Source organism: Streptomyces sp. NPDC048417 (genome assembly GCF_040651615.1).
Classification (GTDB): domain Bacteria; phylum Actinomycetota; class Actinomycetes; order Streptomycetales; family Streptomycetaceae; genus Streptomyces.
Window position 1 is genome coordinate 1 of the sequence record NZ_JBEZKI010000052.1, and the last position, 17,560, is coordinate 17,560.

A 17,560-nucleotide genomic window follows, 5' to 3' on the forward strand; every position below is an offset into this window, starting at 1 on the left:
CCCTTCGGGCTGCGCCCGAAGAAAGCGGGCGGGCCGCGTTGCGGCCCGTGCCCGTGCGGTGCACGGGCGGATCCCTCCGCTGCGCTCCAGGATCCTGGTGAAGCCGGCCGCTGCGCGTCCGGCGCAGCGCGCGATGCGCGGCCGCTGGGTTGACGGCGTGTCACGTGCGGCTAGTGGGACTTTTTGTAGGGGAGTTGGGGAGTGCTTCGCACTCCTGGGGGCGGGTCCGCTGCGCTCCCCCGCCTGACGGTCCGTCCGGCTTCGCCTCCCGAACCTTGGGGCCCGCTGTCGCGGGCCGGGCTGGTTGTGAGGGTGGGGGTGTCCCTCGTTCGTGTCGGGTTTCAGGATAGCAGGTGCATCAGGTTGATGCACCATGTACCGTTGGCGGAAACACCAGACACCCCCCAACCACCCGGACGGGACGCGAGAAGCGAGGACTCGTTGAATTCGCTGGGCTTCGAAAAGCGCTTTGAGGCGCGGAAGGAAATTCACCGTGAGGTTACCGGAATGACGGTGGGGCAGATTCACGAGCTCTGGGTGGCTGCTGGCGGCCTGGAGAATCGGGAGGATCAGACCCAGCCGTTCAGCACGGAGGACCGGCTGACAGCGGTCCGGCGCAACGAGCTGAAGCGCATCTGGACCCTCATGACCGAGGACGGATGGCCGTCCTACTCCCCTGACGACGACCCGGACATACAGCGCTGGCTACAGGCGCAGCAGGAACGTGAGGCGCGGGCGAGCGGCGTGGTCCCGGACCCGGGGCTGATTCGCTACCGGATCGTGGCGCAGCGGACCGATCCAGAGCACCCGGGTGCTGTCCGGCTGACGAACTACGCCTACGGGCGGTCGGTGGAGGAGGCCCTCGCGAAGGTGCGGAAGGCGCTGGAGAAGCCGGACGGTCTGTACGGGGACCAGGGCATGTACCGCGTGGTGGAGGTGGTGGAGGAGAGCCCGGAGAGCGAGGTGCGGCAGCAGGAGGAAGCCCGCCGGCGGTACCTGACCACCATCCTGGAGAACGCCACCGCCACCGTGCGCGGCCGTGAGCCGGAGGCCCCGGACGCGGACCTGGTCCGCCGCCTGGACGACTTCTTCACCCGCGCCGTCACCTTCCCCAACCCCCATACCCCCGGCGTACACCCGAGGCCCCACCAGGCCACGTTCGGCTGGACCAGCGAACAGCCCTACATCGAGCACGCCAGCGACCCCGGCCGCGCCCTGGCCCTGTTCCTCCTGGCCTACCTGGATCACTACGGCCTGGAGCTGGTGACGGCAGTCCGCACCGGTGACCGGTCCGTTCCGTCGCCGGTGGGCGAGGGCCGGCCTTCAGCCCGCGGAGCAGAGGGGGGCGAGGCGGCGCCGGAGATTGTCGAGCGCGTCATGGACATCTGCGGACAGCACTACGCGGCCGTGACCGGTACCAGCCCCGAGCAGTGGGACCAGGAGTCGTCCCGGGAGGTCGTGAGCATCGCTCTGCGAACCGTGCGCATTGCGGAGCGGAACGCCTACCCGCAGGCGCTGGAAACGTACCTGAACGAGCGCCGGGCGCGGCTGGAGCGGCTGTGGCAGCGCTACGGGCCGGACGGCATGTTCGCGGGCGAGGTCGTGCTGATCGACCTGCCGGGCTGCTTCGTACTGTGCGAGAGGATCGACAGCAGCCCGCTGTGGCTCGAAGGGCTCTGGACGCAGGAGGGCCAGGAGGAGACCGCGCTGGAGCGGTTCCGTGACAGCTGGCTGTACGACACGAGCGACAAGGACGGCGGGCGATGAGCAGGCAATCCGCCGCATCGGCACCCGAGCTCAGCACCGACCCGCGCCAGCGGATGGGCGACTACCAGACGATGGCGGTCAACGCCCGGATGCGGATCTACGCGATCCTCGCGGCCGCCGGACTGGAACCCGACGACGCCGACGAGCTGGTGTGCTCCGTGGAGGCCGGCGCCGTCGCCGGGGGCCACTGCCGGGTCGAGGAGAAGTTCGCCATGGCCCCCGACTCCAAGGGCGAGGCATACGGCGAGGGCTGGGACGGCGGCGTCAGCGCAGCGACCGCCACGCTCGTCTCCACCGCCGACAGCGCGTACCGGCAGCGCGGACGAGCGCTCACGACAAGCGCGGCGATGAAGCTCGGGGAAATCATCCACAACCGCCTCCAGGCAGCAGAAAAGGCCGGACCGGCGGAAACCACGAATTCGGGGGAAGGGGGGCGGAGCAATGTCTAACATCCCGCTCAAGAAACACCAGGTCGACCAGAAGTCGAGTATCCGTAAGTGGGTCGGATTCCCTGCAAGGTCATCCGTGCCCCCGCAGGGTGCCCGTGGCACGATCGTGTCAGCGACCGGCTCCGGAAAAACGATCATGGCCGCTGCGAGTGCCCTGGAGTGCTTCCCCGAGGGCCGCATCCTCGTGACCGTGCCGACCCTGGACCTGCTCGTGCAGACCGCCCAGGCGTGGTACGCGGTCGGCCACCGCTCCCCCATGGTCGCGGTGTGCTCGCTGGAGAACGACCAGGTGCTGAACGAGCTCGGGGTGCGCACCACCACCAACCCGATCCAGCTCGCCCTGTGGGCCGGGCGCGGCCCGGTCATCGTGTTCGCCACGTACGCCTCCCTCGTGGACCGCGACGACTACGAGGCCCTCCAGGAGCAGGAACGCCCCTACGGGCCCTGGCAGAGCAGCGGAGAGGGTGCGGCGCGCAAGAAGACGCGGGGCCCGCTGGAGGCCGCTCTGGCGGGCGGACAGCGCCTCTACGGCCAGCAAATGAGCGGTTTCGACCTCGCCATCATCGATGAAGCCCACGGAACCGCAGGTGATCTTGGTCGTCCGTGGGCGGCGATCCACGACAACGCCCGCATCCCTGCCGACTTCCGGCTGTACCTGACCGCGACCCCGCGCATCCTCGCCTCGCCCCGCCCGCAGAAGGGCGCGGACGGCCAGGAGTTGGAGATCGCGAGCATGAGCGACGACCCGGACGGCACCTACGGCATGTGGCTCGCCGAACTCGGGCTGAGCGAGGCGATCGAGCGGGAGATCCTCGCCCCGTTCGAGATCGACGTGCTGGAGATCCGCGACCCCTCCTCCGTCCTCGGGATGTCGGAGGAGGCGCTGCGGGGCCGGCGCCTGGCCCTGCTGCAGACCGCGCTCCTGGAGCACGCCGCCGCGTTCAACCTGCGGACCACGATGACTTTTCATCAGAAGGTGGAGGAGGCAGAGGCGTTCGCGGAGGCGCTGCCGAAGACCGCTGCCGAGCTGTACCTCACCGACACCGATGACGAGACCATGGTCACGGCCGAGAAGGCGCTGCCCGCGTCGTCGATCGACGCGGAGTTCTACGGCCTGGAGGCCGGCCGCCACGTACCCCCGGACCGGGTGTGGTCGGCATGGCTGTGCGGCGACCACCTGGTGGCCGAACGCCGCGAGGTCATCCGGCAGTTCGCCAACGGCATCGACGCCAACAACCGGCGCGTACACCGGGCGTTCCTCGCCTCCGTACGGGTCCTCGGGGAAGGCGTCGACATCACCGGCGAGCGCGGGGTAGAGGCGATCTGCTTCGCCGACACCCGCGGCTCCCAGGTCGAGATCGTCCAGAACATCGGCCGCGCGCTCCGGCTCAACCGCGACGGCACCACGAAGATCGCACGCATCATCGTGCCCATCTTCCTGGACCCGAACGAGGACCCGAACGACATGGTCGCCTCCGCCTCGTTCCGCCCCCTTGTAGCGATCCTTCAAGGACTCCGCAGTCATGATGAACGACTCGTCGAGCAGCTCGCCTCCCGCGCCCTGACCCGCGGCAAGCAGCAGCGAAAGACGCACGTCCAGCGCGATGAGGACGGCCAGATCGTCGGCGCCGACGGCTCGGGCGACGGCGAGGACCAGGAGCACGACGACACCCAGGCCGCCGCCGAATCCGCCCTGCTCCACTTCTCCACCCCCCGGGACGCCGCCACGATCGCAGCGTTCCTGCGCACCCGCGTCTACCGGCCGGACAGCCTCGTCTGGCTGGAGGGCTACCAGGCCCTGCTCCGCTGGCGCACCGAGAACGAGATCACCGGCCTCTACGCCGTTCCCTACGACACAGAGACCCAGGTCGGGGTAACGAAAGATTTTCCCCTTGGGAGGTGGGTCCACCAGCAGCGGAAGGCGCTGCGGGCCGGGGAGTTGGAGGAACGGCGCAAGGAACTGCTGGACGCCGAAGAGGCCGGCATGGTGTGGGAGCCCGGCGAGGAGGCGTGGGAGAACAAGCTCGCCGCGCTGCGCTCGTTCCACCGGGCCACCGGGCACCTCGCCCCCCGCCAGGACCAGGTGTGGGGCGAGGGCGAGGCAATGGTGCCTGTCGGGCAGCATGCGGCCAATCTCCGCAGGAAGGGCGGCCTCGGGAAGGACCCCGAGCGCGCCGCGGTGCGGGCAGCACAGCTGGCGGCGATCGACCCGGACTGGGACTGCCCGTGGCCGCTCGACTGGCAACGCCACTACCGCATCCTCGCCGACCTGGTCGACGCCGACGGCGTCCTGCCGGCCATCCAGCCGGGTGTCCTGTTCGAGGGCGATGACCTGGGCAGGTGGCTCGCACGGCAACGCGAGGCGAGCACCTGGGCGCAGCTGTCCACCGAACAGCAGGAGCGCCTGTCCCAGCTGGCTGTACAGCCGCTTGAGGCGCCGTCTCCCGCCCCGGCGGCCACCCGGTCGATGAGGGGCACCGCTAAGGCGCAGCAGGCGTTCCAGCGGGGCGTACAGGCCCTCGCGCAATGGGTGGAGCGGGAAGGCCAGCGGCCGGTGCCGCGCGGGGCCAGCGAACAGATCACGGTCGATGGCGAGGCGGAGCCGGTGACCGTGAAACTGGGCGTATGGGTCTCCAACACCCGCGCGAGGCGGGACAAGCTCACCCAGGACCAGGTCGACGCGCTACGGGAGCTGGGCATGGAGTGGGCGTGACGTCTGCCGTCGGCGGGCGTTGATCCATCTGCATACGCCGAGGCCCCGGGCTGTCACGGTCGCGCCCGGGGTCTCGTGCTGTCTGCAGGTTCAGGCCGTGAGTTTCTTGAAGACCGTCTCGAAGCGGTCGAGGGTGTCGTCGTCGACCTGCGCGAAGAAGGCGTCCTTGTCCTGGGTGAGCTGGTGTGCGGGTCCGACGTGGTCGAAGTCCCGGGTCTTGTGCTGCTTCTCCCGGGCGATCCCGATGCGCTTGAGTATCGGAAGGGGCTTGTCGGGGGTGATCAGGTCTTCCTCTTTGATGGTCACCTCGTTCGCCTTGTTGTAGAGCCAGAGGTAGTCCTTGGTGGAGAACAGATCCTCGATGTCGGCCGTCTCCGGGAGCCCGTCCAGCTGGCCGATGACGGTGATGTGGGACGCGTCGACCTCGGCGGCCTCGGCAGCGCTGAGAACCTTGGCGGTCACCTTGGTGGTCTCGGCTCCGTCGATGAGCGCCCGGACGGACAGCCGGCGTCCCATGACGGCGATGAAGGCCGGCATGTTGCCAATGCCGCCGACCGGGATGATGGCCAGCCGGGGGTCGAGGCCGGTACGGCCCTGGCTGACCAGGTAGTCGGACATGCGCAGGAGGAAGACGAAGTCGCTGCTGCCTTCCACGGCCAGGAGCGGGCCGGCTCCGAGGAACAGGTGCTGCGCCACGGAGTATCCGAGCGCCGCTTCCACCGGCAGGATCGTCTTGGGGTCTGCGGAGAGGCTGACCGGGGTGATGACTACGCCCAGTTTCGGGTCGTCGCGGGTCGCCTGGTCGTGGATGGCGCGCATGGTCTCGTACCGCGTGGGGTCGATCATGTGCTGGGAGTGGGTGGTGTAGAGAACCTGCTGCTTGGGTCCGAGCTCGCTGTAGACGTACCGGAGGAAGTCGCCTTGGGCCTCGCCGTGCAGGCTGGTGCCGGGTTCGTCAAGCAGGACGACGACGCGCTCATCGGTGTCACGGTAGGCGCTGAACGCGGCGAGGAAGGAGAAGAACCACTGGAAGCCGGTGGAGCGGGTGGAGAAGTTGGTTTCCACGCCGCCGTGCCGGTCGTCGCGCAGCTCGATCTTGAGCAGCCGGTGGTGGGGCTGCGGCTGGCCGTTGGCGTCCGGGGGCATGGGGATCAGGTCGGTGTCGAAGACGACGGTGAGGTCCTCGTTCTGCTTCCAGTACTCGAAGACCTGAGCGCTCAGGTCCAGGCTGGCGGCCTGGAGCTCGGCCTTGCGGCTGGCGTAATCCTCGTCCAGGAAGTCGTCCGGCCCCTCACCAGCGAGACGGAGCAGGGACATCATGGTCTCGTCTCCGCGCTCCCACTGCTTGGCCTTCGCGCGTTCGGCGAGCGCGTGGAGGTCACAGTCACCGGGGAGCATCTCGTAGGTGGAGAAGTAGAAGAATTTCGGGAGCAGCTCGATCAACTGCTCGTGCTCCTCGTCGTCGAGGCCCGCTTCGACGTACTGCTTGCGCAGGTCCAGCTCGGTCGGGACCTTCTCGATCGCCTTGACCCGGGCCGTCTTCTTGCCGCCGCCCACTTCCTTCGCCCGGGCCTTCGCCGCGGCGCTCACGGCCTCGATGGTCGTATGATCCGCGGCGATGGCCTTCTGGTCGTCTTCATCGTCGACGCCAGCTTCTTCGAAAACATCCGCCAGGACATCCTCGAGGGCGCAGTACACCTCTGCTCGGAGACTGCCGTCGTAGAGGCGTGACGCCTTGACGTACGCCCCCGCCGGCGGCCGTACGCCGACCACTTCCTCGATCGCGTCGAAATCCGCGTCCTCCAGATCGAAGACAGCCGTCACGGGGGCGAATGTGTCGAGATCCTTCGTGCGCCGGTCCCTGGCCAAGTTCCGCCGCGGATAGTCGGTGGTGAGATGGAAGTCGTCGGCGTTGTTGGCCGGGTTCAGCCGATGCAGAGCCTCGAGGATCGTCGTCTTGCCCGACTCGTTCTTGCCGATCAAGCATGTGACCTGAGGGTCGACCGCCATGGTCTGCTTGTTCGTGATGTTGCGGAACGACTCGATCTCCACTGTCGTCACCAGCATGGCACTCCCTTCCAAGGGCCCCGTTGCCCTTGTCTGTTCCGTTGCAGCGCGCAACCCGTGCCAGATGGGGCAGATGCGACCGCGCGTTATGGCTTAATCCGCCAGTATGAATCCCGACACTGACAGCGGTGTCCCGATTTCTATCGACGGACGTGCCGGCAGGCGCATGCCCCGGAACGGAGGCCGGCCACAGCGCTGGCTGACGAGTCCGTGAGGCGTAGGTCACGGACGGCGAGGTCACAAAAGGCGGGGGTGCGTGCACTACATAGTGTCGGCAGGTGAAAGGGTCACCGCCGGGGAAGGCGGACTGCGATGGATCCGGTGCTCGGGGGAGGGCTGCTGACATTGTGTGGCTGGCTGTGTCGGTTGCTGCACATATGGGTGGCGAGCCGTACCGAACTACGCAGAACCGAGCTGCAGCAGCAAGGCCTCAGCGAGCGGGTTCGGCACCTTCCGCCCGGCAGCCATTTGCTGGAACGGCCCGGCCGTGTCGAGGTTGTGACAGGAACTCAGCCGGCGGAACTCCACCGTGGCTGAGTCGGCCTCGCCCGTGGCGAGGAAGACGGTCCAGGCACCTCCACACACCGACGGTGCCTCGCACGCGTTAACGACCAGCAGCCTCGAAGACCTCTACCGCGTCGAGATGCCGCAGCTGACACGGTTCTTGGTCCGTGTCGGCGCGACCCCTTACGAGGCTGCCGATGCCGCTCACGAGGCGTTCACCGTAGCCATCGAGAAATGGGACAGCATCCGGGAACCGCGGGCGTGGCTGCGCAAGGTCGCCCACCGCTGCTATCTGCGTCAGACAGGCCAACGGGACACCCCGTACGACCCGTTGCCCGATCGCCCGGGCGGTACCTGTCCCATCGCCCACGTGACCCTCAAAGAGGGAAATCAGCGGGTTCTGTACGCACTCGCCCAGCTGCCGCCACTGCAGCGACACGTCATGGCGTGGGCCCAGGACGGCTTCACGGACCGGGAGATCGCCCAAGCGCTTGATATACGGGAAGACGCCGTGCGGAAGAACCGGAGCCGGGCCCGGCGTCGACTGCAGCAGACTCTCGTTGAGGAGATGGGGGGCCACGATGAGTGAACACACCGCATCCCGGGAGAAAACGGTCTCGGAGGCTGACACCGTCGTGGGAGAGAACCGCCCCACAGACGCTGATACGCGTCTGGATCAGCTCCTTGCGGCTGCTGACGAAGAACTGTCCCAGTACCTCGACGAAGCCCTCGATCTCACGGGCGGTCTTCAGCAACTCGCTTCCCTTCCTGCCTGTCCCGCTCCGTCTCGGCTGGCAGACGGCCTGGACGTGGATGCCTTGCACCGTTCGAGCCTGCACGTCACCGGGCGTCTTGGCGAACGCACCCACGTCGACGGCAACCAGCAGCTACAGGAAGCCCTCGATCTCCTGCAGCACACCAGCGACCAGTTCCACCGCCTTGTGAGCATGACGGACGACGGCCCGTCTTCCCTGGAGACCGCACGGTCCAAGCTGACCCACGCTCAGCTGGTCATCTCGCGACTCATCACCAAAGCACAAGGCAGGACACTCACGAGGACGCAGAACACCGCGGCATTCAACGAAATCCACGACTGCGTCAAAACGGCCTGGACCACCGTCGCTCAAACACTGGAGAGCCCCGCCGCCGACCTACACGCCGTGCTCCTCGACGACGCCCTCGACGCCCTCGACAGCGCCACGCAACGCCTCACCCAGGCACACCACATCATCAATCACCTCCTCGACCAGATCGGAGAAGACCTCGACCAGCCCCTCCCTGCCTGAGCCGCCCCCACCCTGATCGAGGAGCCGACGAAATGCGGCGCCGAAGGTGACAGACAATCGGTCGGTGCCGCGCAGCCACGCAGAGGAGATCGTGGTCGACGGCGAGACGGAGCCGGTGGTAGTGAAACTGGGCGTATGGATCTCGAACACCCGATCGAGGCAGGATAAGTTCAGCGCCGAACAACTCGCCGTCCTGGCCGAGCTCGGTGTCGACTGGGCGGGTTCAGCACCGAAGCAGGCCGACCCGGCTCCGACGGACGGCGGCCACGGCCCGTGCCGCCGGAGGCGCCGGCGCACCATATCCCCCACGCCGACACGTTGACGGCCGAAGAGCGCGAAGCCGAGGCGGCGCGGGGCAGGGCGCGGGTGCAGCGCATGAACGAGTTAATGCGCAACCACACCAAGGCCGAACTGCTGCGCGTGGCCTACACGGGCAGCCTGGTGAACCACAACTCCCCCGAGAAGTGGCGCAAGAACGAAATCGCCTCCGCCGTCGTGGACATCGAGTCCCGGACCGCCGACCGGCCCGCCCCGGCGAAGCCGCCAGGTCCGGGTTCCGGACCCGAACGCGGCAGCTGATGGACGGCAGCGCCGTCGCCGTCTGCGCGCCCTCGCCCGTACGGCGGGCTACGGCATCCTCCGTGGCGCCGCAGGCGTGAGCGGGACCGGGTGGATCATCTTGTGGATCCAGCAGCGCTGATACGGCGCACCCGCTGATCCCGTCGTACACCGCCGCTGGCGGTCCCGGACTCGGCACCGGGGCCGCCAGCGGCACGGCGGCGAGCACCAGGCGCCGGAGTGCGGGCCGCCACACAACAGGAGACGTCGCACGTCGGCGCGCCCCGATACTCCGTGCAGGCGATGCCCGTGTGCGCGTAGGCTCCGGCGGCATGGCCGCCGACAGCATGGTTCAGCTCGTCTCCTATCTCACCGCGCAGCAGCCGTACGAGATCGTGGGCACGCCGGAGAGCGAGTGGGTGGATTTCAAGAGCGCCGCGCCCAACGGGCCGTACGACCTGAGCACCGACAAGGGCAAGTTCGAACTCGCCAAGGACGTCGCCGCGTTCGCGAACGCCGGCGGCGGTCTGATCGTGTGCGGCTTCAAGGCGAAGAAGCGTCCGCACGAGCTCTACGAGGTCGTGGAGAAGGTGACGCCCTTCGACAAGAAGCTGGTGAACACCGACTCCTACAAGGACATCATCAAGGAGTACGTCCGCCCGCTGCTCAAGGTGAAGTTCTTCTGGTTCGACCACCCCGAGGACGACCCGGAGGTGTCGGGGCACTACTTCGTGATCGAGGTCCCCGCGCTGCCCGAGTCCGAGCGGTGGGCGCTCGTCACCCGCGGGGCCAACGACAACGGTCAGTTCATCAAGGGCAGCTGGACGGTCCCGATCCGCAACGGCGACGACACGGCCCACGTCCCACCGGACGATGTGTACCGGCTGATGAACGACGGCCTGCGTACGCGGCGCAGCCCCGGTGCGGCTGCGCCTGCCGCACCGGTCGTGGATCGTGTGAAGGCCCGGGACGACTTGCGCGCCGTCCTGGGGATGGAGGAGACACCGGTGCTCTTCTTCCAGAGCGTCCCCGATCATCCGCGCGGGCTCGTTCCCGGCATGTACGCCGACGGCGGCCTGCGGGACCTCCTGGGCAACCAGGACACGCTCCGGGGCATCCACGCCTTCAACTGGTCCTCGGTCTACAAGCGGCCGGAACCGCGCGAGGGCGGTCTGCTGCTGGCCGACGCTCCCCGTCGCGGGCTGCTGATCGAGTCGGACGGCACGGTCACCGGGGCCGCCGCGGCGACCTCGGAGATGCTCGGCTGGGCCATGGAGCGCAACAACGGCGGCGGGCCGCGCAGGATCAGCGTGTTCGTCCTGACCGAGATGACGCTGGAGTACTTCCGTCTGGTCGACCAGCACGTCCTCCCCCTGGTCGAGGGCCCCTGGACACACCGGATCGTCGCCTCGGACTTCACCAAGGACTCCGGTTGCACGCTCGCCCCCGGTGACGATCCCGCCTTCCCGTTCCTGGGCGCCCCCCAGCTGGCCACGAGCAACGACTGGAACTACAGCTGGAAGACCCTGGGTGACCCGGAACGCGACGCCTACGAGGCGCTGCGCCACGTCTACGCCCTCTTCGGCCTCGATGCCACCGCCAACCCGTTCGTCGACACAGACCGCGTGAGCGCAACCAAGCTGCTGGCCAAGAAGGAGTAGAGGATCTCGGCCCGAAGCGCACTGCCCGACCGGCGATCATCTGCCCGGCCTCGCGCGCGGCCCCGCGTCGCGCACGAGGAACACCAGCGGCGACCGGTCCCCTCGCCCGCCGCCCGGAGCCTGTCCCACCCACCCACTTCTCCTTTCTTCCTGCTGTGGGGCGTGGACTCGGGGGCGTAGAGGGGATGTCGGCCTCCCGACCACGGCCGGACCCGCGTGGTGACCTGCGGGTTCGCAGACAGCAGCGGCAGAGGGCACGGGCAGTTGCCGGACGGGTTGTCGGCGGGGATGCAGGCCTGGTCCACGGAGGTGTTGTCGCTTCGCGACCGTGGTCGGGTCTTCGCGGTCGGGGTTCCGGTCGGGGCCGACTGCTGCTGTGACCAGTACGCGCGACTCCGGGCAGGACGGCGTCGCACCGGACGGGAAGCGAGCGGATCCGTGATGATCGGCGTGGACGCGGGCAGCGGGGACCGGCTGGCGCTGGGCGTGCTGGCGCAGTATCGGATGGCCACCACCGAGCAGATGCACCGGGTGATCGCACCCGGGGTGCGCATCGAGCAGACCCGGCGGCGGCTGGCACGGCTGCGAGCCGAGGGGCTGGTCGACCGGATCACGCTTCCGCAGGCCGGGCGGACCCGGGTGTGGTTCCCCACCGCGTACGGCGTCCAGCTCGCCTGCGAGTGGCCCGAGCTGCGCGGGCGCCGGCCCTCCCGGACCGTGTCCGATCCGACCGCCGTGCGGCTTAAGGCCGGCCACACGCTGACCGTGACCGAGACCGCGTTCGTCTTCCTCGAGGACGCCCGCCGCCGCGGCGATGTGTGCCAGCCGCTCGACTGGATCCCCGAGGTCCACCACCCCATCGGCAGCGGCGAGGCCGTCATCCCCGACGCTCTCCTGTACTACCAGCACGGCCCCGCCGACCGCGACAGCGGGCCGATGCTGCGGGCGTTCGTGGAAGTCGACCGGGCCACCATGGGGCCCGAACGCCTGGCCGCCAAGCTGACCGCGTACGAGCGCCTCTACCACTACGTGCCCACGGTCCCGGGGCGCCGGCCGACCCTCCGGGAACCGGCACCTGAGGAGTGGCGGCGGCGCTACCCGCTCTTCCCCCGCGTCCTGTTCGTCCTGGACGGCACTGGCCCCGCCGGTGTCGACAACCGGATCAGCGCCCTACGCGCCGGGGCCCGGCTGCTGGCGCCCTCCCGCTTCCTCTACGACGTCCCCGTGCTCGCCACACCACTGGCCGACCTGCTCCACCACGGCCCCTCCGCACCCGTATGGCGCCCCGTCCACGACCCCGACCAGCGAGTCCCCTGGACCGTTCACGCGGACCAGCAGGCATAAGGCGCTGACCAGCCATGGTCGGGGTGAACACGCCCCAGCCGCACCCTTGGTCGGGCCTGGGTCATGGGGCGAGTGGTCGCCTAGACGTTGCTGATCAGTTGTGCGCTGCTGGAGCCGAGTTCGAGAGTCCCGGAACAAGACGTCTTCTCTCGGTAGCGGGCTCCTGGGATGCGGGCTTCGGAGCGAACCAGCAACTCGACTACTCGGTCGTGGTCGGTTTCGGAGTGAGCGTCCCAGACGAGCCGGTCCGGGCGTGTGGGGTGGCCCGTGACCCAGGCAGGTACGAGGTCGAAGCGGTACCACAGCGGCATGGAACGCATCAGCAATGCGCTGCGCAACGGCGTGCTGGTGGTGTACGCCCAGCACGCGTGGTGCGCCGCTTCCTCATCGGTGAGGACGGAGCGAGGCCACAGCGGAGATCGTCCGTTGCTCTTGTGCCAATCGGTCTCCTGCCTGAAGACCATGCGTGCGATGTCCATGCCGTGCCAGCGCTGTGAGTCCACGAGGTCGAGGCGCGCCCCAGTCGGGAGGTGGATCAGGCGCACCCGCCGACAGGTGAAGTCGATCAGTCGCAAGCCTGGGATGCCGCACACACCGTGGTCCTCGTGTTGAAAGGGCAGGAGGCGGCTGGTGACCCGGTAGGCCGTGTTGGTGTGGATCTCCAGATGGCCGGGCTGGTGGCAGATGGCGTTCAGGTAGCCGCTGATGCTGGCCATCGCGCTCTTTTGCGGCTGTTCCAGGGGGTGCGGGTACTCACGGTTGCTCATCAGGCACTCGAAGAGGAGTGCCTGGAAGGCGAGTTGCCCGCGGTCGGTGGGATCCAGGGTGGGACGGTCGCCCGTCGGGTGGAGCCGTCCCAGGTAGAGAAGGCGCCCGACTTCCTTGCTGACCCGCTTGTCGGTCGTGTGCGGCATGGGGTTCCTGCTCGAGCTGCCCCCGGGCGGCAGCCGTGGAGGAGGAAGCATGCACGGACACCGAGAAACGCTTTTGATGGGACTGGGCATCCCACCCTTGAGACATCTGCGCCTCCGCCCGGGCGGATCGCTCGCCTCCAGACCGTCCCTGGCCTGTCAGGCTGAAACGCTACGGGATCACACCACGACAGGCCGCGCGACACGCGAGGAACCGTTGATTCAGACGGCAGGGTTGTGAGCTGCCCCAGAGCGAGGTGTGGGAACGGCTGTCGGGTGGCGCAGCTGGTCAGGGATGAGGTCGCCGTGGCGTTGCCGGAGGGCGCGGTGCGGCCCACCAGTTTCGACCGCACGGAGGCCTTCGGAGCACGACGTGGGCGGGCCCTGTTCGCTGAACGGACAAGCCTCCGGGGCCGGTTCGGCCCCGAAGGCTTCGTCGTCCCCTCGCGGGTGGTCAGGAGGCGCGCCGGGTCGCGCCGGCCGGGCCGATCGTCTGGGATCCGAACTTGGCGCGGACCCGATCAGCTGCCTCTTCCATGACCAGCCGGGCTTCGCGCCGGGGATCGAGGCTGAGCTGCTCAGCGGCGGTGTCCGCGGCGACCGCGTCGTCGCCTTTCAGCACGATCCCCCTCAGGCGCCCGCGCTGGAGACCTGCCGCGTCCATCAGCTGGTAGACCGCCGTGCGCAGGTCGTCCTCGTGCGCGGACGGCTCCGGCAGACGGCGGCTCTTCTCCCATCGCGCGCCATCGGCGAAGTGCAGGGTGAGCGTGACGGCCCGGGCGGCCTGGCCCCGGCCGCGCAGCGTGACGCCGAGCCGTACGACCAGCTCCAGCAGCCGGGCCCGTACCTCCGCCCCGTCCAGCAGGTCCCGCTCGAAACGGGCCCTGACGCTCACGGACACCGGCAGGGAGGTGGGGGTGACGGGGCGGGGATCCCAGCCGCGGGCGCGCTCCGAGGCGGTCCGCCCGGCACGTGCTCCCAGGATCTGCTGCACCGTCCCCGTCGGCAGCGCGGCCAGCCGCGCCACCGTGTCAATGCCGTACCGGCGCAGCACTGCTGCGTGCCGGGGACCGATCCCGTGCAGCGCCTCCACCTCAAGCGCGCCCAGCCACTGCACGGTGTCCCCCGGGGCCACCGCCACGATGCCGCCCGACGCCGGCGCCTGCGCCGAAGCCGTCGCCGCGACCGTCCAGGAGCTTCCGACCCCGATCTGCAGATCCACCCCCAGTCGCGCCACCGCCCGCAACCGGGCCACCTCCGCCAGCCGGCGCCCACCGGCCCCGTGATAGCGCAGTGCCCCCTTCAGTTCCGCCAGGGCCGCGGAGGGCGGCAGGGCCTGCACGACTGCGGACAGGTCCGCGAGCAGCTCCAGGACCTGCCGGTACGTCTCCTCCGGCACGCCCTGCGGGCAGCGCACATGCATCACTGTCGCCACCTCACCAGCACGACCGTCCGCGCTCACGGCACCCACCTCCCACACCCGACATTACCGAACACTTATTCGAACACGCGAGAAGCGCGGCGCGGTCCGAGCGCATAGAATCGCAAACGTGTTCGATGATCTTCCGCCTGACCTGGAGCGACTGCAGACCTTGCGTGATCTGGACGGCCCGGTGCCTCGATCAGATCGACCGCAAGATCGCCCTGCTCCGGCAGCGGCAGGCGGAAGAGGAGTACGGACGGCGCAACCGGCCCCGGCCCCCGGACTGGATCGTCGAACTCACCAACGACAAGGGCGAGCCGTTCCAGGTCCACGACGGCGAGTGCGGCATGACGGGCAGACGGCACCGCGCGATCGGCCGCGACGAAGCCCGTCGGCTCCTCACCGAGCATGGAGTACCGGCGTGCCCGATCTGCCACCCCGACACCCAGCTGCACATCATCGACTGATTCCCGGAACGACATCACCGTCGGAGCGAAGCCAGTCGTGCTGCCTTTCGCCGAGGCTGCACCCCTCTGGCAGTGGTGCACGGGAGCGGTGGAGCCCGCACCTGCGCCACGCCGGCACCCGCGTGTATCCGGCCCGAAAGGGTGACAGTCTCCGGCCGGCTGAACTTCTGACCACTCTGGTGCGTCGTCCCGGGCATGAGGGAGATCATCGACGCGCACGTGGCGGAGCCTGGACTGGCAGTGGTGGAGGTCGCGGCCCTGGACGACAAGACAGCGTTCACGGTCCAGGAACTGCTCGCGGCACAGTGCGCGCTCGCGTCGGCGTCCCACACGACCCGGGAGCCGGGCGAGCCCGGCGTACGGCTGCGGTTCTTCCTGGACCTGCGCCAGCAACCCGGCCAGTAGTCCCGATCCCGATCCGGGCAGGCCGCCCGGAGCCATGCCGCTCGCGCCTCGCGCCGAGGCGCGGTGAATCTGCCGTGTACGACGGCTACGCGCTGTGGCGGGGTTTACGGGTGGCCGCCTTCTTGGCCGTCGTCTTCTTCGCGGCCGCCTTCTTCGCCGAAGCCTTCGCCGCCTTCTTCTTGGGCAGCTCGTGGACCTGAGCGTCGGTGTCCTCACCGCGCGAGGTTTTTGCCTTGTCCACGGACTCCTGCAGGGCCGCCATCAGATCGAGCACCTTGCCCGGTGCCTTCTCCGGCTCCGGCACGTCGGGCAACTGGCGGTCCTCCCGCTTCGCGTCGATCACCTTCTCCAGCGCCTCGGTGTAGTGGTCGACGAAGTCGGGGCCCTCCAGGCGGTCAGTGGTCATCCGCTCGATCAGCTCCATGGCCTCGTCGACTTCCGCGTCCGAGACGTCCGTCGCCGGCGGGTACAACTCGGCAGGGTCGCGGACCTCGTCCGGCCAGCGCATCGCGTGCAAAACGATCGTGCTCTCCCGTACCCGCAGCAGCCCAAGGCGTTCCCGGCCGCTCCACGTGAACTTGGTGACGGCGACCCGCGAGGACCTCTCCAGCGCCTGCCTCAACAGTTCGTACGGCTTCACGGCCACCTGCCCGTCGGGCTGCAGGTAGTAGCCCTCGCCGATGCGAAGGACATCGATGGACTCCCACGGTACGAACCCGTGGATCTCCAGGGCTTTCGCCGCCGGCAGCGGCAGGTTGCGCAGTTCCTCGTCAGTGACCGGGACGATCTGCGTCTTCGTCAGCTCGTACCCCTTGCCGATCTCATCCGCGCGGACCTCGCGGTCTTCGACCTCGCAGAACTTACGCACCCGCACCCGGCCCATGTCCTCCACGTGGTACTGATGGAAGCGCACCGAGTGGTCCTCCGTCGCACTGACCACGTGAACCGGCACCGTGACCAGGCCAAAGCTGATCGCGCCTGACCAGATACTCCGGGGCATCGCAGACCTCCATCGCAGGCCCCGAGCTTCCTCAGCCTACGGTCTTCCCTGCTGCCGGGCATGCCCTGACCTGCCGTGGCCGGCGACAGCCACGCCGCGGCCGCGCTCATTCGAAGATGCTGAGGCGGCACCCTGCCCGGACCGCACGCGGGGTATGGCGGACTCAGCGGCGGCGGAGTTCCTCAGCCCACTTGCGGAGCGGGGCTTCGAGGACCAGGTTGTCGCCGCGGGCCACGGTCTGGAGCAGTTGGGCGCACACGGTCGCTTCGGCGGCGAGTCCGGCCGGGCTGCCGAGGACAGGGAAGGCTGTGCGGACGCGGGCGGCGGTGTCCAGCTGGAGCAGCGTGTAGGCGTGAAGGGTGGCGGCATCGAAGCCCTCGGGAGCGCGGCCCCAGCCCTCCCAGTCCAAAAGCCGCAGGGGCGAGGCGATGAGGTTCGCCCAGTGCACGTCGGAGTGGGCGGTGCTCCAACGGGCCACGGCGGGCGCCGGGATGCCGACGAACTCGGGGATGGCCCGGTCCATGTACTGCTGCCGTACGGCGACGCGGTCGGTGTCGACGGCCGCCACCTTCTCCAGTGTTCCGGCGAGGTCGTTCCACCAGGAGTCCGGCAGCAGGAGGTCGTGCTGGAGGATCGGGTCGTCGGACAAGACGGGCTGGTTGACGCGCACCGACAGTTCCGCCCGGTAGGCGGTGCCGTCGTCGACGGCGTCGTGGACGGCCAGGAGCGCGGGCCGGTGCCCGTCAAGGTCGCCGTAGGCGTGCTGTGCGTCGAGGGCGCCGTCCCACAACTTCCCCGAGGCTTTGTCCTCCGGTGCGGACACCAGCCGCAGCCACACGGGCGCGCCCGTGGCGGTGCGGGCCGGGGCACCCAGGGTGCGCCCTGCCCAGCCCCAGAACTCCGCCCCCGGCTCCACCTGGACGTCCAGGGCCTTCGCGGCGTGCGTGTGGTGGGCGCGCATGCGCTGTTCGGTGTCCGGGTCCGAGGGTGGCGAGTACATCAGTG

At 69.0% G+C, this 17,560-nt stretch carries 15 protein-coding genes; 10 read left to right on the top strand and 5 right to left on the bottom strand.

Features of this window, described 5'->3' with window-relative positions; all coding sequences use genetic code 11:
• Positions 1–366 precede the first annotated feature (366 nt).
• Genes AB0D59_RS48120 through AB0D59_RS48130 form a run of 3 tightly spaced genes read left to right on the top strand, consistent with a single transcriptional unit; the run spans position 367 to position 4,929 of the window.
• Positions 367–1,767: a hypothetical protein gene (locus AB0D59_RS48120; protein WP_362578560.1), complete on the top strand. Its 1,401-nt coding sequence runs from the start codon at positions 367–369 to the stop codon at positions 1,765–1,767.
• A complete protein-coding gene (locus tag AB0D59_RS48125; RefSeq protein ID WP_362578563.1) occupies positions 1,764–2,216 on the top strand; it encodes a hypothetical protein in 453 nt (150 codons plus the stop codon). The genes AB0D59_RS48120 and AB0D59_RS48125 overlap by 4 nt, the downstream gene beginning before the upstream one ends.
• Entirely contained in the window at positions 2,209–4,929 is a 2,721-nt protein-coding gene (locus tag AB0D59_RS48130) for a Helicase associated domain protein (protein ID WP_362578566.1), read from the top strand. Before AB0D59_RS48125 ends, AB0D59_RS48130 begins: the two co-directional genes overlap by 8 nt.
• Before the next feature lie 90 nt (positions 4,930–5,019).
• Here the strand turns inward: AB0D59_RS48130 and AB0D59_RS48135 are convergent, their stop codons facing one another.
• Positions 5,020–6,996, bottom strand: coding sequence for an AAA family ATPase (locus tag AB0D59_RS48135; RefSeq protein WP_362578568.1), 1,977 nt, complete (start codon positions 6,994–6,996; stop codon positions 5,020–5,022).
• 529 nt (positions 6,997–7,525) lie between these two features.
• Here AB0D59_RS48135 and AB0D59_RS48140 point away from each other — a divergent pair.
• The 5 genes from AB0D59_RS48140 (at position 7,526) to AB0D59_RS48160 (ending at position 12,349) form a co-directional block, all read left to right on the top strand.
• A complete protein-coding gene (locus tag AB0D59_RS48140) occupies positions 7,526–8,089 on the top strand; it encodes a sigma-70 family RNA polymerase sigma factor (RefSeq protein WP_362578571.1) in 564 nt (187 codons plus the stop codon).
• Positions 8,082–8,786: a hypothetical protein gene (locus tag AB0D59_RS48145; protein WP_362578574.1), complete on the top strand. Its 705-nt coding sequence runs from the start codon at positions 8,082–8,084 to the stop codon at positions 8,784–8,786. Before AB0D59_RS48140 ends, AB0D59_RS48145 begins: the two co-directional genes overlap by 8 nt.
• A 318-nt stretch (positions 8,787–9,104) precedes the next feature.
• Positions 9,105–9,365, top strand: a complete 261-nt coding sequence (locus AB0D59_RS48150) for a hypothetical protein (RefSeq protein ID WP_362578577.1) — start codon at positions 9,105–9,107, stop codon at positions 9,363–9,365.
• Between the two features lie 311 nt (positions 9,366–9,676).
• Positions 9,677–11,005, top strand: coding sequence for an ATP-binding protein (locus tag AB0D59_RS48155; RefSeq protein WP_362578580.1), 1,329 nt, complete (start codon positions 9,677–9,679; stop codon positions 11,003–11,005).
• Between the two features lie 441 nt (positions 11,006–11,446).
• Positions 11,447–12,349 carry a replication-relaxation family protein gene (locus tag AB0D59_RS48160; protein ID WP_362578583.1) on the top strand — a complete coding sequence of 301 codons (903 nt, stop codon included), beginning with the start codon at positions 11,447–11,449 and terminating at the stop codon, positions 12,347–12,349.
• 80 nt (positions 12,350–12,429) lie between these two features.
• On the opposite strand, the gene AB0D59_RS48165 is transcribed toward AB0D59_RS48160, so the two are convergent.
• Both AB0D59_RS48165 and AB0D59_RS48170 read right to left on the bottom strand, forming a co-directional pair.
• On the bottom strand, positions 12,430–13,263 hold the full coding sequence (locus AB0D59_RS48165) for a hypothetical protein (protein WP_362578586.1): 834 nt from the start codon (positions 13,261–13,263) through the stop codon (positions 12,430–12,432).
• A 451-nt stretch (positions 13,264–13,714) separates the two neighbouring features.
• Entirely contained in the window at positions 13,715–14,722 is a 1,008-nt protein-coding gene (locus tag AB0D59_RS48170; protein WP_362578589.1) for a hypothetical protein, read from the bottom strand.
• Positions 14,723–14,856: 134 nt separating this feature from the next.
• On the opposite strand from AB0D59_RS48170, the gene AB0D59_RS48175 reads away from it, so the two are divergent.
• A complete protein-coding gene (locus AB0D59_RS48175) occupies positions 14,857–15,150 on the top strand; it encodes a DUF6233 domain-containing protein (RefSeq protein ID WP_362578592.1) in 294 nt (97 codons plus the stop codon).
• 195 nt (positions 15,151–15,345) lie between these two features.
• A complete protein-coding gene (locus AB0D59_RS48180; RefSeq protein ID WP_362578595.1) occupies positions 15,346–15,555 on the top strand; it encodes a DUF6207 family protein in 210 nt (69 codons plus the stop codon).
• Positions 15,556–15,640: 85 nt separating this feature from the next.
• On the opposite strand, the gene AB0D59_RS48185 is transcribed toward AB0D59_RS48180, so the two are convergent.
• Both AB0D59_RS48185 and AB0D59_RS48190 read right to left on the bottom strand, forming a co-directional pair.
• Positions 15,641–16,555, bottom strand: a complete 915-nt coding sequence (locus tag AB0D59_RS48185) for a Ku protein (RefSeq protein ID WP_362578598.1) — start codon at positions 16,553–16,555, stop codon at positions 15,641–15,643.
• 163 nt (positions 16,556–16,718) lie between these two features.
• The gene (locus tag AB0D59_RS48190; RefSeq protein ID WP_362578601.1) at positions 16,719–17,555 is read right to left on the bottom strand and encodes a hypothetical protein; all 837 of its coding nucleotides are present in this window, start codon (positions 17,553–17,555) and stop codon (positions 16,719–16,721) included.
• Positions 17,556–17,560 lie beyond the last annotated feature (5 nt).